General features: G+C 71.0%; 24 protein-coding genes and 1 pseudogene. 7 read left to right on the forward strand and 18 right to left on the reverse strand.

The genetic code is table 11. From position 1 onward, the window contains the following. A pseudogene (locus ACWCV3_RS17300) lies at positions 1-94 on the reverse strand (sulfate adenylyltransferase subunit CysD); the annotation flags it as partial. 172 nt (positions 95-266) lie between these two features. Between ACWCV3_RS17300 and ACWCV3_RS17305 the strand changes: the two are divergent. Then, positions 267-845, forward strand: coding sequence for a 2'-5' RNA ligase family protein (locus ACWCV3_RS17305; protein ID WP_451224178.1), 579 nt, complete (start codon positions 267-269; stop codon positions 843-845). An 8-nt stretch (positions 846-853) separates the two neighbouring features. Here the strand turns inward: ACWCV3_RS17305 and ACWCV3_RS17310 are convergent, their stop codons facing one another. Continuing rightward, the gene (locus ACWCV3_RS17310; protein WP_451224181.1) at positions 854-1,609 is read right to left on the reverse strand and encodes a decaprenylphospho-beta-D-erythro-pentofuranosid-2-ulose 2-reductase; all 756 of its coding nucleotides are present in this window, start codon (positions 1,607-1,609) and stop codon (positions 854-856) included. Positions 1,610-1,770: 161 nt separating this feature from the next. Here ACWCV3_RS17310 and ACWCV3_RS17315 point away from each other — a divergent pair, with 161 nt between their 5' ends. Then, positions 1,771-2,679, forward strand: a complete 909-nt coding sequence (locus ACWCV3_RS17315; protein ID WP_451224534.1) for a YihY/virulence factor BrkB family protein — start codon at positions 1,771-1,773, stop codon at positions 2,677-2,679. Here ACWCV3_RS17315 and ACWCV3_RS17320 read toward each other — a convergent pair. Then, a complete protein-coding gene (locus ACWCV3_RS17320) occupies positions 2,627-3,913 on the reverse strand; it encodes a D-alanyl-D-alanine carboxypeptidase family protein (RefSeq protein WP_451224184.1) in 1,287 nt (428 codons plus the stop codon). The two genes, ACWCV3_RS17315 and ACWCV3_RS17320, sit on opposite strands and share 53 nt — an antisense overlap. Before the next feature lie 91 nt (positions 3,914-4,004). Between ACWCV3_RS17320 and ACWCV3_RS17325 the strand changes: the two genes are divergently transcribed. Together ACWCV3_RS17325 and ACWCV3_RS17330 are read left to right on the forward strand one after the other, a co-directional pair. Next, on the forward strand, positions 4,005-4,244 hold the full coding sequence (locus ACWCV3_RS17325; RefSeq protein WP_451224187.1) for an SCO4848 family membrane protein: 240 nt from the start codon (positions 4,005-4,007) through the stop codon (positions 4,242-4,244). Between the two features lie 13 nt (positions 4,245-4,257). Continuing rightward, the gene (locus ACWCV3_RS17330; RefSeq protein WP_451224190.1) at positions 4,258-5,601 is read left to right on the forward strand and encodes a metallophosphoesterase; all 1,344 of its coding nucleotides are present in this window, start codon (positions 4,258-4,260) and stop codon (positions 5,599-5,601) included. Between the two features lie 58 nt (positions 5,602-5,659). Here the strand turns inward: ACWCV3_RS17330 and ACWCV3_RS17335 are convergent, their stop codons facing one another. Continuing rightward, positions 5,660-6,940 (reverse strand): alpha/beta fold hydrolase, encoded by a 1,281-nt coding sequence (locus ACWCV3_RS17335; protein WP_451224193.1) that lies wholly within the window; start codon positions 6,938-6,940, stop codon positions 5,660-5,662. A gap of 103 nt (positions 6,941-7,043) precedes the next feature. On the opposite strand from ACWCV3_RS17335, the gene ACWCV3_RS17340 reads away from it, so the two are divergent. After that, entirely contained in the window at positions 7,044-7,661 is a 618-nt protein-coding gene (locus ACWCV3_RS17340) for a TetR-like C-terminal domain-containing protein (RefSeq protein WP_451224196.1), read from the forward strand. 5 nt (positions 7,662-7,666) lie between these two features. Here the strand turns inward: ACWCV3_RS17340 and ACWCV3_RS17345 are convergent, their stop codons facing one another. The 6 genes from ACWCV3_RS17345 to ACWCV3_RS17370 form a co-directional block, all read right to left on the reverse strand. Beyond that, on the reverse strand, positions 7,667-8,500 hold the full coding sequence (locus tag ACWCV3_RS17345) for a PIG-L family deacetylase (protein ID WP_451224199.1): 834 nt from the start codon (positions 8,498-8,500) through the stop codon (positions 7,667-7,669). 114 nt (positions 8,501-8,614) lie between these two features. After that, positions 8,615-9,187, reverse strand: a complete 573-nt coding sequence (locus ACWCV3_RS17350) for an SMI1/KNR4 family protein (protein ID WP_451224202.1) — start codon at positions 9,185-9,187, stop codon at positions 8,615-8,617. 31 nt (positions 9,188-9,218) lie between these two features. Then, a complete protein-coding gene (locus ACWCV3_RS17355; RefSeq protein ID WP_451224205.1) occupies positions 9,219-9,998 on the reverse strand; it encodes a VOC family protein in 780 nt (259 codons plus the stop codon). A 117-nt stretch (positions 9,999-10,115) separates the two neighbouring features. After that, entirely contained in the window at positions 10,116-10,841 is a 726-nt protein-coding gene (locus tag ACWCV3_RS17360; protein ID WP_451224208.1) for a dienelactone hydrolase family protein, read from the reverse strand. Positions 10,842-10,965: 124 nt separating this feature from the next. Then, positions 10,966-11,175, reverse strand: coding sequence for a DUF397 domain-containing protein (locus ACWCV3_RS17365; RefSeq protein WP_451224218.1), 210 nt, complete (start codon positions 11,173-11,175; stop codon positions 10,966-10,968). Further along, positions 11,172-12,002, reverse strand: a complete 831-nt coding sequence (locus ACWCV3_RS17370; RefSeq protein WP_451224221.1) for a helix-turn-helix domain-containing protein — start codon at positions 12,000-12,002, stop codon at positions 11,172-11,174. Before ACWCV3_RS17370 ends, ACWCV3_RS17365 begins: the two co-directional genes overlap by 4 nt. 369 nt (positions 12,003-12,371) lie before the next feature. On the opposite strand from ACWCV3_RS17370, the gene ACWCV3_RS17375 reads away from it, so the two are divergent. Then, positions 12,372-12,857 (forward strand): NUDIX domain-containing protein, encoded by a 486-nt coding sequence (locus ACWCV3_RS17375; protein ID WP_451224224.1) that lies wholly within the window; start codon positions 12,372-12,374, stop codon positions 12,855-12,857. A 71-nt stretch (positions 12,858-12,928) separates the two neighbouring features. Further along, positions 12,929-13,138 carry a hypothetical protein gene (locus ACWCV3_RS17380; RefSeq protein WP_451224226.1) on the forward strand — a complete coding sequence of 70 codons (210 nt, stop codon included), beginning with the start codon at positions 12,929-12,931 and terminating at the stop codon, positions 13,136-13,138. 67 nt (positions 13,139-13,205) lie between these two features. Here the strand turns inward: ACWCV3_RS17380 and ACWCV3_RS17385 are convergent, their stop codons facing one another. The 8 genes from ACWCV3_RS17385 to sdhA all read right to left on the reverse strand — a co-directional run bounded on the left by ACWCV3_RS17385 (position 13,206) and on the right by sdhA (position 19,236). Beyond that, positions 13,206-13,697, reverse strand: a complete 492-nt coding sequence (locus ACWCV3_RS17385; protein WP_451224229.1) for a hemerythrin domain-containing protein — start codon at positions 13,695-13,697, stop codon at positions 13,206-13,208. A gap of 94 nt (positions 13,698-13,791) precedes the next feature. Continuing rightward, positions 13,792-14,520 carry a TetR family transcriptional regulator gene (locus ACWCV3_RS17390; RefSeq protein WP_451224232.1) on the reverse strand — a complete coding sequence of 243 codons (729 nt, stop codon included), beginning with the start codon at positions 14,518-14,520 and terminating at the stop codon, positions 13,792-13,794. Between the two features lie 9 nt (positions 14,521-14,529). After that, positions 14,530-15,042, reverse strand: a complete 513-nt coding sequence (locus ACWCV3_RS17395) for a thiol-disulfide oxidoreductase DCC family protein (protein WP_451224235.1) — start codon at positions 15,040-15,042, stop codon at positions 14,530-14,532. Beyond that, entirely contained in the window at positions 15,039-15,446 is a 408-nt protein-coding gene (locus tag ACWCV3_RS17400) for a hypothetical protein (RefSeq protein ID WP_451224238.1), read from the reverse strand. Before ACWCV3_RS17400 ends, ACWCV3_RS17395 begins: the two co-directional genes overlap by 4 nt. A 95-nt stretch (positions 15,447-15,541) precedes the next feature. Continuing rightward, positions 15,542-15,952, reverse strand: a complete 411-nt coding sequence (locus tag ACWCV3_RS17405) for a VOC family protein (protein WP_451224240.1) — start codon at positions 15,950-15,952, stop codon at positions 15,542-15,544. 9 nt (positions 15,953-15,961) lie between these two features. Then, positions 15,962-16,573, reverse strand: coding sequence for a Uma2 family endonuclease (locus ACWCV3_RS17410; RefSeq protein ID WP_451224243.1), 612 nt, complete (start codon positions 16,571-16,573; stop codon positions 15,962-15,964). Positions 16,574-16,720: 147 nt separating this feature from the next. After that, positions 16,721-17,482 (reverse strand): succinate dehydrogenase iron-sulfur subunit, encoded by a 762-nt coding sequence (locus ACWCV3_RS17415; RefSeq protein WP_451224246.1) that lies wholly within the window; start codon positions 17,480-17,482, stop codon positions 16,721-16,723. After that, on the reverse strand, positions 17,482-19,236 hold the full coding sequence (sdhA, locus tag ACWCV3_RS17420) for a succinate dehydrogenase flavoprotein subunit (protein WP_135783790.1): 1,755 nt from the start codon (positions 19,234-19,236) through the stop codon (positions 17,482-17,484). Before sdhA ends, ACWCV3_RS17415 begins: the two co-directional genes overlap by 1 nt. Positions 19,237-19,240: the final 4 nt, after the last annotated feature.

The raw sequence follows: 19,240 nt of genomic DNA on the forward strand, positions 1-19,240 counted from the left end.
CGACCGTGCGGTAGCGCACCAGCCGGGTCTGCACCGGCTCGCTGTCCTTCGGGCCGCCCCACTCGCCTGCCGTCAGCCACATGCCGCTGCGGGAGGGGCGGCTGTGCGCCCCCGGACGCGCGACCCGCACGCGTGCCCGGTGGGGCAGAGCGCCGCACATCACTTCCGTTGCGCCTGCCCGGCGGACACCCGTGGCCGTACAGTCGATAGCCGAGGGCCGTACGCGAGGACGGCCCACAGATCAGAACGCGACGACAGGAGACGACGTGGGGATCGTAACGATCGGCGTGTCGATCGCGGTCCCGGAGCCTCACGGCAGCCTGCTCCAGGGGCGGCGCGCGGGCTTCGGCGACCCCGCCGCGCTCAGCATCCCCACGCACATCACCCTGCTGCCGCCGACCGAGGTGGAGGAGGCGGACCTCTCCGTCGTCGACGCCCACCTCGCCGAGGTCGCCGCGGCCGGCCGCCCGTTCCCGTTGCGGCTGTCCGGCACCGGCACCTTCCGCCCGCTCTCGCCCGTGGTCTACGTCCGGATCGAGCAGGGCGCCGAGGAATGCACCGAGCTCCAGCAGCAGGTGCGGGACCCCGCCGGGCCGGTCCCGCGCGAGCTGCAGTTCCCGTACCACCCGCACGTGACCGTGGCGCACGGCATCGAGGAGGCGGCGATGGACCGCGCCTTCGAGGAGCTGGCCGGGTTCGAGGCGGCCTGGCCGTGCGCCGGGTTCGCGCTGTACGAGCAGGGCCGGGACGGGGTGTGGCGCAAGCTGCGCGACTACCAGTTCGGGGCGATGGCGGTGCCGTCGCAGACGGGGCCCGTCGAGCGCGATCCCATCGCCAGTCGCTGAAGCGCCGCTCAGACCGGCAGTCTGCGGTAGAGCGCGCGCGGCGTGTGCCGCAGGAGCGACATCACCGGGCGCAGCGCGCCGGGCACCCACACCGTCTCCGAGCCCCGGCGCAGGCCGAGTTCGACGGCGGAGGCCACCTCGTCGGGGGTGGTGGAGAGCGGCCCGGGTGCCAGATGCGCGGTCTTGCCGGTGCGCACGAAACCGGGGCGCACGACCATCACCCGCACCCCCGTCCCGTGCAGCGCGTCGCCGAGGCCCTGCGCGAAGGTGTCCAGGCCGGCCTTGCTGGAGCCGTAGATGAAGTCCGAGCGGCGGGCGCGTTCGGCGGCCACCGAGGAGAGGACCACCAGCGAGCCGCGGCCCTGGTCCTGGAGGGCGCGGGCGGCGACCAGGGAGGCGGACACCGCGCCGGTGTAGTTGGTGGCGGCGACCCGGACCGCGCGCAGCGGCTCCCGCTCGTCCTGCGCCTGGTCCCCGAGGACACCGAAGGCGAGCAGCACCATGTCGACGGCGCCCTCGGCGAACACCTTGCCCAGCACCGTCTCGTGGGACTCCGGGTCCAGCGCGTCGAAGGCGACCGTGCGGACGTCGGCGCCGAGCACGGCAAGGCGGCCGGCCGCGCGGTCGAGCGCCGGGCCGGGGCGGCCCGCGAGCCACACGGTGCGGGTGCGGCGGGCGACGAGGCGGCGCGCGGTGGCCAGCGCGATCTCCGACGTGCCGCCGAGGACGAGCAGGGACTGGGGAGGACCGCAGACAGCAGACATGCGGGTGACCGTATCGCCCGCATATGGAAGGGTGGCCGCACGGCGGCACCGGGCTCCCCGCAATGGGTGATTAGTGCGACGCGCCGGGGGACGGCCGAGGGGGCGGGCGCCGTCCGGGGTACCGGCACATGGAGTTCCCGCGAAGAGGGCAGATGCGGATCATGGACTGGCTGAAGAAGCTGCCCGGCGTCGGGCCGATCGTCACCTGGCTGATGACCACGCACGCCTGGCGCTCGTACGCGCGTCTGGACCGGGTGAACTGGACGTGGCTCGCCGCGGCCATGACGTTCGTCAGCTTCGTCGCCCTGTTCCCGCTGCTGACGGTCGCCGCGGCGATCGCGGCGGCCACGCTCGATCCGGCCCGGCAGAAGACGGTCGAGAAGAACATCGCCGCCCAGTTCCCCGGCCTCGCCGATCAGCTCGACCTGAACGGCCTGGTGCAGAACGCGGGCACGGTCGGCCTGATCGCCGGTGCGGCGCTGCTGTTCACCGGTATCGGCTGGGTCGGCCAGGTCCGGGACTGCCTGCGCGCGGTGTGGGAACTGCCCGAGCGGGACGGCAACCCGATCGTGCTGAAGCTGAAGGACACCGGCGTACTGATCGGGCTCGGCGGCGCCCTGCTGGTGACCCTGGCCGCCTCCACCCTCGCCTCGGCCGCGATCGGCCGGCTGGCGTCGGCGATAGGTCTGGACGAGCACAGCTGGGGCGCCTTGCTGCTGCGGATCGCCGCGTTCGCCGTCGCCGTGCTCGCCGACTTCCTGGTCCTGCTGTACGTGCTGAGCCTGCTGCCCGGCGTCGAACCGCCGCGCCGCCGGCTGCTGGTGGCGGCCCTGCTCGGCGCGGTCGGCTTCGAACTCCTCAAGCTGCTGCTGAGCGGCTACATCCAGGGCGTCGCCGCGAAGAGCGTGTACGGCGCCTTCGGGGTCCCCGTCGCCCTGCTGCTGTGGATCAACTTCACCTCGAAGCTGATCCTCTACTGCGCCGCCTGGACGGCGACGCGCAGCGACGAGGGGAAGGTCACGGACGCTGCCGCCGACGCATCAGATCAGGCAGCGGCCAGCGGCGGTTGACCAGGAAGGCCCCGCCGCCGAGCAGCACCAGCAGCCCGGTGGCGATGGCCAGCGCGGTCCCGGCGCCCCGCGAGCCGCCGCTCTGGGCGGTCGCTCCCTTCACCGGCCCGGACCCGGCACCCGCGGTGCCCTGCGGGGCGCCGGTGACGTTCGCGCTGGGCGCGCCGCTGGGCTGTGCGCTCGGGGTGGCGTTCAGCGGCGGGACGAGCGCGCCGACGGGCTTGACCTTGCCGGCTGCCTTGAAGCCCCAGTCGAAGAGCTGCGCGGTCTCCTTGTACACCTCGTCGTGCTCGTGCTTCTCCGGGTTCATCACGGTGACCAGCAGCACCTTGCCGCCGCGTTCGGCGACCCCGGTGAAGGTGGCGCCCGCGTTGGTGGTGTTGCCGTTCTTGACGCCGGCGATGCCCGGATAGACGGCGGTGTCGGCGTCGCCGCTCAGCAGCCGGTTGGTGTTCTGGATCTCGAAGGTCTCGCGGGTGGCCTTGCCCTTGCCCTTCCGCGTGGTCGCGCCGGGGAACTCGGCGCGCACGGTGGAGCAGTACTCCCGGAAGTCCTTCTTCTGCAGCCCGGAGCGGGCGAACAGGGTGAGGTCGTACGCCGAGGAGTACTGCCGGGGCGCGTCGTAGCCGTCGGGGCTGACCACATGGGTGTCGCCGGCCTGGAGGGCGTCGGCGTGGGCCTGCATGTCCTCGACGGTCCGCGCGACACCGCCGTTCATGGCGGAGAGCACGTGGACGGCGTCGTTGCCGGAGCGCAGGAAGACACCGAGCCACAGGTCGTGGACGGTGTAGCTCTCGTTCTCCTTTATCCCGACCATGCTGGACCCGGCGCCGACACCGGCGAGGTCGGTGGGCAGCACCTTGTGGCGCTGGTCCCGGGGGAAGCGGGGCAGCACGGTGTCCGCGAACAGCATCTTCAGGGTGCTCGCCGGGGGGAGCCGCCAGTGCGCGTTGTGCGAGGCGAGCACGTCGCCGCTCTCGGCGTCGGTCACGATCCAGGAGCGGGCGGTCAGCCCCCCCGGCAGCACGGGGACACCGGCGGCGAGGTTCACCTGCGTACCGGGGACGCCGAGGCGGGCGCCGCCGACCTGGGACATGCGCGCCGGGGGAGCGGCGGTGGGACTGCCGGACGGCTTGGGTGCGGCGAAGGCCGACAGCGCGAGACCGGAGACGGTCAGCAGTGCGGCTGATGTGATCAACAAGGATCGCCGGGCGATCTTCTTCGGTGCGGACACGACCGAGAACGTACCTGCCACGGGCTGTGAAGTCCCGCCTCCCGCCGCACCCCGGCCATGGAGCCGGAGTGCGGGCGGTGATACTGGACTCATGAAGCTCAGCCGCCCGGTCTCCTGGTTCCTGCTCGCCTTCGGGGTGTGGAGCTGGGTCATCTGGGTCACTTTCGTCAAGAATCTCGTTGCGGACGGCAGCGGTCTCGCCTTCGACGACGGGCATCCCACGGCCTACTTCTGGGTGCACCTGACGCTGGCGGTCGTGTCCTTCGTACTGGGGACGGTCATCGGGGTCATCGGGTTGCGCGGACTGCGCGCACTGCGTCGGACGTCATAGGGGGACACGCCGGGTGGTCATCGTCTTCGTCCTCGTCGCCCTGGCCGTACTGGCCCTGGTGGCGGGCCTGCACCGGTACGTCTGGCGCCGCCTGGTCCGCGACACCACCCGCCCGCGAGGCCCGGCCCGCCGTGCCGGCACGGTGCTCTTCGTCGTCGCTCCGGTGCTGATGATCGCCGCGCTGGTCGCGGAACGCTCCGGCGCGCCCTTCTGGCTCCAACAGGTCCTGGCCTGGCCGGGGTTCCTGTGGATGGCGTTCGCGCTGTACCTGCTGCTGGCGACGATCGCCACGGAGCCGGTACGGGTGTGGGCGGGTCGGCGGGCCAGGCGGGCGACGCGGGAAGCGGTGCTCGCCCGGCCCGCCGGGGTGCCGGTGCCGTCGGTGGAGCGGGCGGGCGACGGGTTCGCCGCCCCGGCACAGCCGTCCGGAAGCGCGGACGACGCTTCCCTGTCCCCGGCCGAACCGTCCGCCGGGCCTGACGGCACGTCCTCCTCCGAAGGACCACAGGCTTCGGCGCTCGCCGCCTCCGCCCTCTCCCGCCGCGTCTTCGTCTCCCGCGTCGCCGGGGGCACGGCCGCCGCGGTGGCGCTGGGCACGACGGGCTGGGGAACGTACGGGGTGCTGCGCGGCCCGCGCGTGAAGCGGCTGACCGTCCCCCTGGCCAAGCTCCCGCGCTCGGCGCACGGCTTCCGGATCGCTGTCGTCAGCGACATCCACCTGGGCCCGGTGCTGGGGCGCAACTTCGCGCAGACGGTGGTCGACACGATCAACTCGACCCAGCCGGACATGATCGCGGTCGTCGGCGACCTGGTGGACGGCAGCGTGAAGAACCTGGGCCCGGCTGCGGCTCCGCTGGCGGGGCTGGAGTCCCGCCTGGGCACGTACTTCGTCACCGGAAACCACGAGTACTTCTCCGGCGCCGCCCAATGGCTGGACGAGGTCCGCACCCTGGGCATGCGCCCGCTGGAGAACGCCCGCACGGAACTGCCGTACTTCGACCTGGCGGGCGTGAACGACCTCCAGGGCGAGAGCGAGGGCCACGGCCCGGACTTCGCCAGGGCCCTGGACGGCCGCGACCCGGCCCGTGCCTGCGTCCTCATGGCCCACCAGCCGGTGCAGGTCCACGAAGCCGTCCGCCACTTCGTGGACCTCCAGCTCTCCGGCCACACCCACGGCGGCCAGCTCTGGCCCGGCAACCTGATCGCGAAGGCCGCGAACCCCACGGTCGCCGGCCTCGACCGCTACGGCGACACCCAGCTCTACGTCAGCCGGGGCGCGGGCGCGTGGGGCCCACCCACACGGGTGTGGGCCCCGTCGGACATCACGGTGCTCGAACTGGCCTCACGTCAGGCGTGACCGCTGCGCTCGGCGGATCCGACGCGGCTGGCCGTTGCGGGGTGACGGCTGTGCGCCCTCACTTGTGGTCGCGGAGGAAGGCGGGGATCTCTTCGCGGGTCGGGTGGTTCGGCAGGGGCGCCGGGGCGTCCTGCAGGAAGGCGCCGATGACGGCGGCGGCCCGGTCGTCGTTGTCGTCCAGGCCGTTCCAGATGTGGTGTCCGACCCCGGGCATGTACTGCGTGCGCTGGATGGCGGGGTCGTTGGCCAGGACGGCGGTCTCCCACTGGCGCACCTGGGAGGAGCACTCGGAGATCATCAGCATCGCGGGTGTCCGGGAGCGCCTGAGTGAGGAGGCGATGGAGGGCGAGTCCTTGACCGACTGCTGGACGCGGAGGCTGGCGGCGGGGCTGAAGGAGAAGTTCCGTCGACTGTCCTCGGTGGGGATGCGGTGCGCGTCGCGGGCGCAGTAGGCGGACGCGGTGTCGCTGCCGAGGTCCGCCGCTGTGAACGCGTTGTCGCCTTCGGCCTGTCCGATCAGCCCGGTGCCGGGAGTGAGGAGACCGAGTCGCATGAGGCCGAACGCCACGGCGTACCGGGGGAGTCGCGTGGAACGCGGGCCTGTCGTGGCGGGTGCGAGACCGCGTGCGGATGCCCGCCCCCTGTGCCCGGCGAGGCGCGCGGTCGGGCCGTCCATGGGGCCGGGCTCGGCGATGACCGCCCGGTGCAGGCGGGCGGCGACGCTCGGCTCGGCCAGGGCTCGGGTGAGCACGGTGCCTCCCGAGGAGAACCCGAGGATGTCGACCTTGCCCTTGCCCAGGCGGTCGACGAAGGCGGCGAGGTCGCGGACCGACCTGGAGACCGAGTACTGGCTCAGGGGCAGCAGGTCGCTCCGTCCGCCACCGGCCTGTTCGTAGGCGTAGACGTCATGGCCACGGCCTGCCAGGAGGCGCAGAAACCGGTGGTCGAGTTCTGAAATCCCACGCACCGGACCGCCGTTGAGGTACACGAACGGGACGGGATGCCGGGGCCCGTATTTCGCGGGCGGGTAGTGGTAGACCGCGACCCGACTGCCCGTGGCCAGTCGCCAGTGCTGCGTGGCCACGTACGGCAGTGCCGGCGGGTGGCGCCGGGTCGTCGGCACGGTGGGGACGCAGACCGTGGCCGTCAGCGCCGCCGCGACGATCACCGGCAGGAACGGTATGAGCCGAGTCGGCCAAGTGCGGTGCCGTCCGCGCCAGATGGCGATCGTGATCCCCATTCCGAGGGTCGTCGCCCAGGCGGCGAGTCCCGAACCCGCCCCGTCCGTGAGGGCGATCAGTCCGAGGAAGGCGACGACCAGGGCAACGACGGCAGTCAAGGGTGGCAGTAAGCGGACGAGACGCATGGCGAATGCGGGCATGGCGGACCCCCGACAGTTTCAGAACGCTGTTTCAAAACGACGTTATCCTAGACTGGCCGCCGTGGGTAGGCCGAGAACGAACGACCAGGCCGTCAGAGAGCGGCTCGTGGTGTGTGCGACCGAGATGCTGGCCACCGGGCCGCGGGAATCGGTGACGGTCCGCGCCGTGGCGGCCGCCGCCGAGGCGTCGACGACGGCGGTGTACTCCCTGTTCGGTGGCAAGGACGGCCTGATCGGCGCGGTGCGCGACAGGGCCGTCTCCGGCCTGTACGCGGAACTGTCGGCGGTGTCGGCCTCCGAGGACCCGCTCGCCGACCTCTACGCGCTCGCCCTCGCCTACCGCCGCTGGGGACGCGGCCACAGCCACCTGTACGCGGTGCTGTTCGGTGGTGTGCAGTCCTTCGACCCTTCGGGGGAGGTGGGCACGGCCGACCCCGTCGGTCCGCTGCTGGCGGCGATCGACCGCGCCCTGAAGGCATCCGTGCTCACCGGCGACGCCACCGCGATCGCCTTGTCCGTGTGGGCCACCCTGCACGGCCTGGTGACCCTCGAACTGTCCGGCGCCCTGGACGCGGTCACGGCGGAGACCGCGTTCGGCTCGACGATCCGGGCCGCACTGCGAGGTTGGACGACCCCGGAGGTGTTCCGGGGCCTGCGCCGAGCCGAACCAGCCTGCTGAGAGGGTCAGCGCAGGCCGGCGAACAAGTCGGTCTCCGGGGTCGGGGCGCCTGTGGGGTCCTGGACGCGGAGGAAGGTCTCCGTGCCCATGAGTTCGCCGAAGCGGTCCTTGCCCATCCTCAGGAAGAAGATGTTCTCGCCCTGGCTGGCGTGGGCGGCGAGGGCGTCGAACTTCTGGTCGCTGTACAGGGTGGTGTCGACCCAGGTGGTGATCTCGTCGTCGGGAAGCCCGATCTCGGCGAGGGCGGCGGCCTCGGCCGGGTCCGGCTCCGGCACGTCGCCCGCGAACTCGCGCATCAGCTCGCCGAAGCGGGCCATCTGGGAGCGGGGGACGGTGGTCCAGTAGACCTTGGGGGCCAGGTCGGTCAGCTCCAGCGCGGCCATCGTGATGCGGTGGGCCTGGATGTGGTCGGGGTGCCCGTAGAAACCGTTCTCGTCATAGGTGACGACCACATCGGGGCGGTAGTGCCGCATCAGCTCCGCGAGGCGGGCGGCGCCCTCCTCCACCGGCGTCCGCCAGAAGGAGCCGGGGGCGTCGTTGCTCGGCCAGCCCGTCATTCCGGAGTCGGCGTAGTCCAGCATCTCCAGGTCGCTGATCTTCAGGACCTCGCAGCTCGCCTCCAGCTCCTCCCGCCGCATCCGGGCGACGGCCGCCGGATCGTGTCCGGGCGCGCCCGGCTTCACCCCGCCCGGACCGTCACCGCAGCCACCGTCGGTACAGGTCACCAGCACCGTCCGGACGCCTTCCGCCGCATACCGCGCGAGGACCCCTCCGGTCCCGGTCGCCTCGTCGTCGGGGTGGGCGTGCACTGCCATCAGCGTCAACGGCCGGTCGGTCATGGAGTCCTCCTGCGGGACACGTCTCGGTACGAGGCCACGGCGGACGCGCCGCGACCTCGGTCGCCACAACCCCGCCGACCGCGCCGCGTGTTCCCGAGGCGCCGGATCGTCCCCCTACGCGTCCCCGAACCAGGAGCGGCCCTCGGCCCAGTGGGTCACCCACCCCGTGAATCCGGGAGTGCCCGGCATCAGGGAAGTGCCGAACGGTATCGCGCCGTTCTCGTCGATCATCCAGACGTGGCCGCGCTGCTGGCCGGTGACGACCAGGGCCCAGTACATGCCGCAGCCGTCGGTGCCCAGCAGCAGTGAGCCGTGGACGAAGACGGAGTCCTGCCGGGCCTCGAGCTCCGGCGTCGGCCCCGTCTCCTCTTCCTCCTCCCAGAGCCACGCCGCCGTGAGCGGGAAGGGCTCGGCGAGCAGACGCTCGGCGTGGTACGGGCTCCAGTCGGGGGGCGTCTGCGCGCAGGACAGCAGACCGCGGTAGGGCGGTCCCGCGCGCAGTCCGTCGCAGATCTCCGCCACGAACGTGCGGTACGGCTCCGGGAGCACGATGCCGTGCCGCGCCTCGAAGGACCGCACCGCCGCCCAGCCGGCCGGCGGCACCGCCTCGGGACGGGACGCGAAGATCTCGCGGAGGGTGGCCGCCTCGGCCGGGTCGCAGGTTTCCGTGTTCATGGCGGAAATCATGCGGCACGGCACCGGGGCCCGGAGCGTCGCCTCAGGAACCGGCAGGCCTGATCATCGCGAACGGCGCGCCCTGCGGGTCGGTGACCACGCTCATGCGGCCCGCGGGCATGTCGAACGGCGGGACGAGGACGTTGCCGTCCCGGCGGACCAGGGCGTCCACCGTGGAGTCGACGTCGTCGACCGCGAAGTAGGTGAGCCAGTGGGCCGGGGTGCCGGGCGGGTCGTTGGCGAGCAGGGAGGCACCGCCGACCGTTCGGCCGCCGACGCGCAGCTCCCAGTAGGACTCGTGCCCCTCCATCGGCCTGATCTCGATGCCGAACGCCTCGCCGTAGAAGGCGGCGGCGGCCTCCACGTCGCTGGTGTGCAGCTCGTTCCAGGTCAGCGCGCCGGGTTCGTTGACCATCCCCGCGCCGGGGAAGTCGCCGGGCTGCCACACCCCGAACACCGCGCCCTGCGGATCGGCGGCGACCAGCATCCGGCCGCGGCCGCCGACGTCCATCGCGGGGGCGAGCAGGGTGCCGCCCGCGGCGGTGATCCGGTCCTGGGTGGCGGCCGCGTCGGTGCTGGCGAGGTAGCTGGTCCAGACGGTGGGCGGCTCCGGCATGCCCTCCGGGGCCATGGTCGGTCCGATCCCGGCCACGGGCCTGCCCCGCAGCTCGCACACCGCGTACCCGCCGAACTCGGCCGGCCCGGGCGAGCCCTGCCAGCCGAGCAGGTCCCGGTAGAAGTCCAGCGCGGCCTGCTGGTCCGGTGCCATCAGATCGACCCAGCAGGGGGTGCCGGTCTCGTAGGGGGTGGTGACTTCGGGCATTGTTCGCTCCCTGGTGGTGTGTCCGGGGAGACACCCTTTCGTCCTGGTACGGCCCGGCCCGGGCCGACACGCCGGGGAGTCTCTCCGCCGTGGGGGAGCGCGGCGCGGCCGGTGCCCTCACTCCGTCAGGGGCAGACACTCGGCGAGCAGGCCGACGACATCGTGCCAGGCGCGTCGCGCATGCCGTGGGTGGTGGCCGGTGCCGGGGACCGCGGGATGGTCGACCGGCGGGTGGTGGAAGGCGTGCAGGGCGCCGCCGTAGACCACGAGGCGCCAGTCGACGCCCGCGGTCTGCATCTCGGCCGTGAACGCCTCCCGCTGCGCGGGCGGCATGATCGGGTCCTCCGACCCGACGCCGGCCCACACCGGGCAGCGGATGCGCGCCGCCTCGCCCGGCCTGCCGGTGATCAGTCCGTTGACGGTGGCGATCGCGCGCAGACCGACGCCGTCGCGCCCGAGTTCCAGCGCGATCGCGCCACCGGTGCCGTAGCCGACGGCGGCGATCCGGCCGGGATCGACCCGAGGTTCGGCGCGCAGCACGTCGAGCGCCGCGTGGCCGATGTCCCGCATCCGGTCGGAGTCGTCGAGCAGCGGCAGGCAGCGCGCCAGCATCTCCTCGGGGTCGCTCAGGTAGCGCCCGCCGTGGATGTCGAAGGCGAGCGTCACGTAACCCAGTTCGGCGAGGGCGTCGGCCCGGCGGCGCTCGACGTCACTGAGCCCCATGCCCTCGGGGCCGAGCAGTACCGCGGGCCGGCGGCCGGCGCCCGCCGGAAGCGCGAGGTGCCCGCTCATCGTCAGACCGTCGGCCGGGTACTCGACCGCGCGGGTGGTGATCGGTGGCATGGGGCTGGATGTTAGCGAGCGGTGGGCCCGACCGGGCCGGGTTCACCGCCGGCGGAACCGACCGCGCAGCGTAGCCTCGCTGTCCCTACGTAGTGAGGGGGACAGCGAGGCCCGACGGAGCTTTTCAGACGCTGCCGAACTCGCCGTTCTTGATGCCGGTCACGAAGGAAGCGAAGGCGTCGGCGCGGAGTTGCAGGACGGAGCCTGCGTCGTGCTTGGAGTCGCGTACGGGGACGGTGCCGTGTGAGGGCAGAAGATTGGTGGCGACCTCGACGCAGTTGCCGCCGTTGTTGCTGTGGGAGGACTTGAACCAGCGAGGGGATTCGGTCGTCACGGAGTGCCCTTTCGTAACTTGCTGATCATGGCCACAGACAGCGCCTGGGACAGAGACTCGGCCTGTAGCTGATGGTAGGCCGTCAGCATGGGCAGCACTGATGGCGATTCGCGGTCCAGGCGCCCCTGAGTCTGGGACTCGGCGTAGCAGAGCACGGATCGGTCGGCCAGTGTCAGCAGGTTCACCGGAAGGTCGAACGGTCGGCGCTCGCCTATGCCGAACGGTGCGATCTGGAGCACGGTGTTGGGGCGGGCGGCCCACGCGACCAGTCGGTCGAGTTGTGCGGCCATGACCTCGGTACCACCGACGGTCCGGTGGATGCAGCTCTCGTCCATCACGAGAAACACCATGGGCGGCCGGGTTCGCTCCAGCGTGGCTTGACGTGCGGCCAGGAACGCGACCCGCTCGGCCGCCTGTTCCGGCGTGATCGCACCCCGCTCCACTGCGCTCTCTGCGAGGACTCGCGCGTACTCGGGTGTCTGGAGTAGACCGGGGATGATCCCGATCTCGTAGAGCCGGATTTCTACCGCCCGCCCCTCCAAACCGGCGTACTCCGGAAACCCCTCCAGCAGCACACCGTGCTTGAGCTCGCGCCAGCGCCGCTCGAACTGGTCGCCGGTTCCCAGCGCCCGGTCGGCGCTCCGCGAAAAGCGCAAGGTCGGCATCTTGCGACCAGTTTCAACCGACGAAATGTGCGTGCTGGAGTATTCCATCTCGGCGGCGAGGTCTTCCTGCTTCCACCCCTTCTCCTCCCGGCAGATGCGCAGAAGTGCGCCGTAGGCGGCCTGCGGGGAGCTGTCCGGCTGTAACTCCTTGCGATTCACCATGTGAGCACCAACTTTTCTTCCACTTAAGCCAAGTTGAGTGGTTCCCGACTCTAGGTCACTCTGATTCCTCTTGGTAGTGGATTCGCTACGGAGAGGAGTGATCCATGCTGGACGAACCCCCTCAACCCCCGCCCCTCGGGACCCTCCTGGTGGACGCGGACGAACGCGTGGGGGAATTCCGCGGGGAGTGGGCCGGACTCTGGTCCCTCCGCCCCGCTGCGGGCGGGACCGAATGGACCGTGCGTCCCGAGGACGTGCGGCCGGCCGGCCCCGAACAGCGACTCCGCGCGCTGACCGCTCGCGCGAACAGGCGCAGCCGGGGTGAATGCTTGTGACCATCCACCGCTCCGCGAAGCGAAAGGCTTGGTCATGAAACGAGTTGTCGCCCGGTTGTGGCACGCGATGCGGGGGTCCGTGCAGTGGCGGGTCCTGTGGCTGGCGAACGCGAAGTTCATGGTGGGCGTGACCGGGGTCGTCCGTGACGACGCCGGTCGTGTGCTCCTCCTGAAGCACCGGATGTGGCCCGGGCACCGCCCGTGGGGGCTGCCCACCGGGTTCGCGAAAAGGGGCGAGGAATTCCCCCTCACCGTCGTCCGCGAGGTCAAGGAGGAGACGGGGCTCGACGTGACGCCGGGCCGTCTCGTCCGTCTGGCCAGCGGGTACCGACTCCGCATGGAGGTCGCCTACGAGGCTCTCCTCGCCGGAGGAACCCTGAAGATCGACGACTTCGAGATTTTGGAGGCCCGGTGGTTCGATCCGGACGAGTTGCCGCAGGGATTGCAGGACTCCCATCGCCGGCTCATCGCCCCAGAAGGCACTGCAACCACCCCGGCCGACCGCCCCAGGACGAGCTGATCCAGCACCTGAAAGCCACCGAGGACCCCGCCGAACCACCCCCGCACGAACTGGCCTACCTCACGTGCGAGTTGGACGCCACCCATGACGGCCCCCACGCGGACCACCTCGGTGACGTCGACCGGGACACCCAGCTGTGGGTCCGATGGGACGGCGAACGCCACGAGTTCGTCCGGCTGAGTCCGTGCGACGATCCCGCCGAGGACGGCGACGCCTGCACCCTCTTCGCCGGTCACGACCCCGGCCACTCCTGGGAGATGCGCGACCTCCTGCACGGCTGACGGAGCCGGCGGAACCTCGGGCCGGTTGCGGTGGCGCGGGCCATGGCGGGGCCCGCGCCCCCACGGGTCAGGAACCGACGATCCGGCGCAGGTTCTCGACCGAGCCGGGCTCGTCCTTGAGGCGCCGGGCGCGGTCCTCGAGGAACGCCGCGCCCAGCTCCTCGCGGCGCGACATCGCCACGTTCTCGCGGGCGCCGTTGAGGATGGTGCGCTCCTCCTCGTCGGTGTGGTGGGTGATCGCCTCCACCAGCTCCTCCAGCCTGGAGTCCCACTCCTCGGAGCCGACCTCCCGCACCTCCAGCAGGTGCAGCAGGGCCTCGTTCCCCTCGTCGTGCTCGTGCTCGCCGTGCTCGACCTCCTCGTCGTCGATGTTCCGGTACCGCTTCAGGGCCGGGTACACCTCGGCCTCCTCCGCCAGCGCGTGCGCGACCAGCAGGTGGGCGAACTCCTGAAGCGCCGCCGCCCGGTCCGCCTCGACACTGCGCATCTGCCGGAAGAGGTCCTCCATGCGGCGGTGGTCCTGGAGGATGAGTTCGACGACGTCCTGGGTCTCGGACATGAGGGGCACCACTCTCGTGCGAAGTATGCGAAGTCTTCGGGTGCCCACCGTGTACCCCCGCCGTGCGCGGGGATGACCCGCCGAGCGGGTGGGATCAGCTCCGGCTTCGCGGCGCGGGCAGCGCCTTCGTCATGCCCGGCAGGAAGTCGTTGAAGAGTTCGTGGACCTCCAGGACCAGCGGACGCAGGACCCGGAAGCGGGACAGGGCCACACCGCGGGCGGTGAGGCGGGCGCCGCGCCGCGCCAGGCGGTAGCTGCGCTCGCGGTTCTCCGTACGGTCGAAGACCCAGTAGAGGACCAGGCCCATCTGGGAGAGCCACAGCAACTCGGGCAGGGCGTCCCGCAGCTCGGGGGAGACCTTGGACCTGGAGCCCGCCAGCACCTCGCGGTGCACGCTGATCGCCTGCTCGCGGGCGTGCTCGCTCTCCGCGGAGAAGGGGCTCAGCGGGCTGTCCGGGTCGGCCGCGTTCTTGAAGAACTGCACGGCGAACTCGTGGTAAGGCTCGGCGATGTCCAGCCAGGCGGTGAGCACGCCCGCGAGCCGCGCCTCCAGGTCGGTCTCCTTCTCCAGCACCGACCGGACCGCCACCTGGTGCTCGGCGGCGATCCGGTCGTAGAAGCCCTGGATCAGGTGCTCCTTGCCCGCGAAGTAGTAGTAGGCGTTGCCTACCGAGACGCCGGCCTCCTTGGCGATGGCCCGCATCGTGGTCTTGTCGTAGCCGTTCTCCTGGAACAGCCGCATCGCGGTCTCGAGGATCAGCGCGCGGGTGTGTTCCGACTTGCTCTGGTGTCCGGCCTCGGGGCCGTCGTTCTTCGCGGGCACGTAGGGAGCCTAACCAGTGGCGCAGGTGCCGTCGGCGCAGGCCGGTGGGTCGTACACCCAGCCCTGCGCGGGAACGTACCGCCAGCCGTCGGTACGGCTGTACGTGCCCTCGCCGCCCCACCGGCCGCCGCGCTGCCCGCTCCACTGCGCCCCCCGGTACTTCGCCGCCGCCAGCACCGCGCCCCTCGCCACCAGCGCGCCGGCCGGGGTGCTGAGCCGGTGGGCCAGCGGGCGGTGCTCGCGCAGCGCCCACAGCACCACGACCCAGGCCGCCGCCCCCCGGTACACCTGGCCGGAGTCCCCGATCACGGTGACCTCCTCCAGCGTCGCCGCCGGGTCCACGCCGGGGAACCGGGTCCGGGCCTCGGCCGAGCCGGCGGGCACCAGCTCCAGCGGGACCAGCTGCCGCTGCCGTACGAGCCAGTCGCGCAGGTGGGTGCAGAGGCCGCACTCGGCGTCGTAGAGGACCGTCAGGCCCCGGACCGGGACGCTCGTGGCGCCCCGGCCCACGGCCCCGCTCACGCTCCGGCCGTCGGCGCGACCCAGCCCTGCGGGGCGACCGGCGGCTGTGTCTCGCGCTCCATCAGGCCGCGGCGGCGGATCCTGCTGAGTACGAAGACGTTGCCGAGGTGCATCGCGCCGAGGACGAGCAGGACCACGCCGAGCTTGGCGGAGAGGGTCTCGAAGATGCCCCTCGTGTCCTCGATGGTGCCGTCGTCGCTCAGATAGAGCGTCACGAAGCCGAGGTTGACCAGGTAGAAGCCGACCACCAGGAGGTGGTTGACGGCGTCCGCCAGCTTCTCGTTGCCGTGCAGCACATCCGCCAGGAAGACCCGGCCGTTGCGGCTGAGCGTGCGGGCGACCCAGACGGTCAGCCCGATGCTGACGGCCAGATAGATCACGTAGGCGATGACGGTGCGGTCCATGCCCCACCCCTTCTTGAACGCGTTCAAAACGCTGACAGGGATGACTGTACACCTGTTTTTGAACGTGTTCAACCAAGAGGGGTGAGGTCTGAGTCTCAAGCCCTGCGGGCGAGTTCGGGGCGCTTGGTGTAGTCGGTGAAGCCGAAGACGTTGCCCCACGGGTCCGCGAACTCCACGGTCCGCCCGGTGGCCGTGGACATCGCCTCGTCCACCGGCTCGATCCCCACCGCCGCCAGCCGCCGCGCGGCAGCCCGGGCGTCCGGCACCTCCAGCCACAGCCGCGAAGCGGGCCACGCCGGCGGCCGCCGTCCGAGCACCTCCTCGTGGCGCAGCAGAATCCCCGGCGTCTCCCCGCCCACCTTCAGCAGCGCGATTCCACCCTCGTCGAACCGGAACCCGACGGTGAACCCGGCCCGTTCGTAGAACTCCACTGCCTCCCCGAGATCCCCCACGGGCAGTACGGCGTTGTCGAACCCCAGCAGCTCATGCGCTTCGTCGTCTGACATGCCGTCAGGCTAGCGACGGGGACGCCCCGCCTCGATGATCGCGGCCACGTCCAGGGTGACCTTCGCTCCGATGGAGTCGGGGAGGGTGACGGTCTCGCCGGGGGAGTGGATGCGGTGGGTGGCGTACGTTCCCTCAGCGGGCTCCGTGAGGACATGGAGACGCTGGTGCTTGCGGTCCACGACGACGTAGACCGGCACCTTGGCCTGGGCGTAGGCGCCGCCCTTGGTCTTCAGATCGTCTTTCCAGTTGCCGGAGGTCACTTCGAGGACGAGGCGGAAGCAGACCGGGTCGTAGGCGGTGCCTTCGATCAGGTGATCGTCGATGTCACCGTCCACGACGGCGAGGTCCGGGATGGCGTAGTCCTCCCCTCCGGGGAGCCAGATCGAGACGTTCTGGACCACATCGGCTTCGCCGCCGAACAGGCCGGCCAAGAGGAACGGCTGCATGAGGCCGGTCAGGGCACGGGCGTGCGGGGCATCCGGGGACGGTGTCACGAGGAGGTGGCCTCCGATGATCTCGACGCGGTAGCCCGGATGGCGCTCCATGATCTCGGCGGCGATCGCCGTCAGCGAGAACGGCTCGTCGTCGGCGAAGGGCTGCTCTACGGATGCTGCGGACATCGCGATGCCTCCCAGGGGCTGGTCGAGGCCATCATCGTAGGCCGCACCGCCCCCCTACGTCCCGATCGATCACCTTCACCCGGACGTGTCCGCCGACGGCGAAGGGCCCCGCTCCGGGAGTCGGAACGGGGCCCTTTCGGCGTGGATTCAGAAGCGGCGGGTGATCAGCGCGCGCTTCACTTCCTGGATCGCCTTCGTGACCTCGATACCGCGCGGGCAGGCATCCGTGCAGTTGAAGGTCGTGCGGCAGCGCCACACGCCGTCGCGGTCGTTGAGGATCTCCAGGCGCTGCTCACCGGCGTCGTCGCGCGAGTCGAAGATGAAGCGGTGGGCGTTCACGATCGCGGCCGGACCGAAGTACTGGCCGTCGTTCCAGAACACCGGGCACGACGAGGTGCACGCGGCGCACAGGATGCACTTCGTGGTGTCGTCGAACCGCTCGCGGTCCTCGGCGGACTGCAGCCGTTCACGGGTCGGCTCGTTGGTGTCGTTGGTGACCAGGAACGGCATGACGTCCCGGTAGGCCTGGAAGAACGGCTCCATGTCGACCACGAGGTCCTTGAGCGCGGTCAGGCCCTTGATGGGCTCGACCGTGATCGGCTTCCCGGGGTTGACGTCCTTGATCAGCGTCTTGCAGGCCAGACGGTTCTTGCCGTTGATCCGCATCGCGTCGGACCCGCAGATGCCGTGGGCGCAGGAACGCCGGAAGGTCAGCGTGCCGTCGAGGTCCCACTTGATCTTGTTGAGCCCGTCGAGGACGCGCTCCTTGGGGTCCATCTCCAGCTGGAAGTCTTCCCAGTGGGGCTCCGCCGCGACCTCCGGGTTGAACCGGCGGATGCGGAGGGTGACCGTGATGTAGGGGGACGCGGCGGACGCGGCCTCGGTCTTGTCCAGAACAGGGGTAGCCATCAGTACTTACGCTCCATCGGCTGGTAGCGGGTCTGGACGACCGGCTTGTAGTCGAGACGCACGGTCTCCGAGCCGTCGTCGCCCACCTCGCGGTACGCCATCGTGTGACGCATGAAGTTGACGTCGTCGCGGTTCGGGTAGTCCTCGCGGTAGTGACCGCCGCGGGACTCCTTCCGGGCCAGCGCGGAGACCGCCATGACCTCGGCCAGCTCCAGCAGGTTGCCCAGCTCGATGGCCTCCAGCAGGTCGGTGTTGAACCGCTTGCCCTTGTCCTGGATCGATACGTTCAGGTACCGCTCGCGCAGCTCGGCGATCTTCTCGACCGCCGTCTTGATCGTCTGCTCGGTGCGGAACACCATCACGTTGGCGTCCATGGTCTCCTGCAGCTCCCGGCGGATGTCGGCCACCCGCTCGGTGCCCGTGGCGTCCCGCAGCCGCTCGATCTGCGCGACGACCATGCCGGCCGGGTTCTCCGGCAGCTCGACGAAGTCCACGGTGTGGGCGTAGTCGGCGGCGGCGATGCCCGCGCGGCGGCCGAACACGTTGATGTCCAGCAGCGAGTTGGTGCCCAGGCGGTTGGCGCCGTGCACGGAGACACAGGCGACCTCGCCGGCCGCGTACAGACCCGGCACGACGGTGGTGTTGTCCGACAGGACCTCACCCTCGACGTTGGTCGGGATGCCGCCCATCGCGTAGTGCGCGGTGGGCTGGATCGGGATCGGGTCCGTGTACGGCTCGATACCCAGGTAGGTGCGCGCGAACTCGGTGATGTCCGGGAGCTTCGCGTCGAGCTGCTCCGGCGGCAGGTGGGTGAGGTCGAGGTAGACGTGGTCGCCCTCGGGACCGCAGCCCCGGCCCTCGCGGATCTCGGTGTAGATCGAGCGCGAGACGACGTCACGGGACGCGAGGTCCTTCATGACCGGCGCGTACTTCTCCATGAAGCGCTCGCCGTCCTTGTTGCGCAGGATGCCGCCCTCACCGCGGGCGCCCTCCGTCAGCAGGATGCCCATGCGCCAGATGCCGGTCGGGTGGAACTGGAAGAACTCCATGTCCTCCAGCGGGATGCCCCGGCGGAAGCACGCGGCCTGGCCGTCACCGGTCAGGGTGTGCGCGTTGGACGTCACCTTGAAGAACTTGCCGGTGCCGCCGGACGCGTAGATCACGGACTTCGCCTGGAAGACGTGGATCTCGCCGGTGGCCAGCTCGTACGCCACCACGCCGGAGGACGTCTTCACGCCGTCGACCTCGGTGATGAGCTGGTCCAGCACGTAGAACTCGTTGAAGAACTCCACGCCCTCCTTGACGCAGTTCTGGTACAGCGTCTGGAGGATCATGTGGCCGGTGCGGTCGGCCGCGTAGCAGGAGCGGCGGACCGGCGCCTCGCCGTGGTTGCGGGAGTGACCGCCGAAGCGGCGCTGGTCGATGGTGCCGTTCGGCGTGCGGTTGAACGGCAGGCCCATCTTCTCCAGGTCGAGGACCGCGTCGATGGCCTCCTTCGCCAGGATCTCGGCGGCGTCCTGGTCGACCAGGTAGTCACCGCCCTTGACCGTGTCGAAGGTGTGCCACTCCCAGTTGTCCTCCTCCACGTTGGCCAGCGCGGCGGCCATGCCGCCCTGCGCGGCGCCCGTGTGGGAGCGGGTGGGGTAGAGCTTGGTCAGCACGGCGGTGCGGCTGCGCTTGGTGGACTCGATGGCCGCGCGCATGCCCGCGCCACCGGCGCCGACGATGACGGTGTCGTACTTGTGGATCTTCATGATT

The organism is Streptomyces sp. NPDC001781 (assembly GCF_053596035.1).

Coding starts and splice junctions, on each gene's coding strand:
- ACWCV3_RS17385 (WP_451224229.1), bottom strand. CDS start 13,697: ATGTCCGAGACCCAGGACGTCGTCGAACTCATCCTCCAGGACCACCGC.
- ACWCV3_RS17315 (WP_451224534.1), top strand. CDS start 1,771: ATGGACTGGCTGAAGAAGCTGCCCGGCGTCGGGCCGATCGTCACCTGG.
- ACWCV3_RS17405 (WP_451224240.1), bottom strand. CDS start 15,952: ATGTCAGACGACGAAGCGCATGAGCTGCTGGGGTTCGACAACGCCGTA.
- ACWCV3_RS17345 (WP_451224199.1), bottom strand. CDS start 8,500: ATGACCGACCGGCCGTTGACGCTGATGGCAGTGCACGCCCACCCCGAC.
- ACWCV3_RS17400 (WP_451224238.1), bottom strand. CDS start 15,446: ATGGACCGCACCGTCATCGCCTACGTGATCTATCTGGCCGTCAGCATC.
- sdhA (WP_135783790.1), bottom strand. CDS start 19,236: ATGAAGATCCACAAGTACGACACCGTCATCGTCGGCGCCGGTGGCGCG.
- ACWCV3_RS17375 (WP_451224224.1), top strand. CDS start 12,372: ATGAAACGAGTTGTCGCCCGGTTGTGGCACGCGATGCGGGGGTCCGTG.
- ACWCV3_RS17310 (WP_451224181.1), bottom strand. CDS start 1,609: ATGTCTGCTGTCTGCGGTCCTCCCCAGTCCCTGCTCGTCCTCGGCGGC.
- ACWCV3_RS17415 (WP_451224246.1), bottom strand. CDS start 17,482: ATGGCTACCCCTGTTCTGGACAAGACCGAGGCCGCGTCCGCCGCGTCC.
- ACWCV3_RS17350 (WP_451224202.1), bottom strand. CDS start 9,187: ATGATTTCCGCCATGAACACGGAAACCTGCGACCCGGCCGAGGCGGCC.
- ACWCV3_RS17370 (WP_451224221.1), bottom strand. CDS start 12,002: ATGGTGAATCGCAAGGAGTTACAGCCGGACAGCTCCCCGCAGGCCGCC.
- ACWCV3_RS17410 (WP_451224243.1), bottom strand. CDS start 16,573: ATGTCCGCAGCATCCGTAGAGCAGCCCTTCGCCGACGACGAGCCGTTC.
- ACWCV3_RS17355 (WP_451224205.1), bottom strand. CDS start 9,998: ATGCCCGAAGTCACCACCCCCTACGAGACCGGCACCCCCTGCTGGGTC.
- ACWCV3_RS17325 (WP_451224187.1), top strand. CDS start 4,005: ATGAAGCTCAGCCGCCCGGTCTCCTGGTTCCTGCTCGCCTTCGGGGTG.
- ACWCV3_RS17360 (WP_451224208.1), bottom strand. CDS start 10,841: ATGCCACCGATCACCACCCGCGCGGTCGAGTACCCGGCCGACGGTCTG.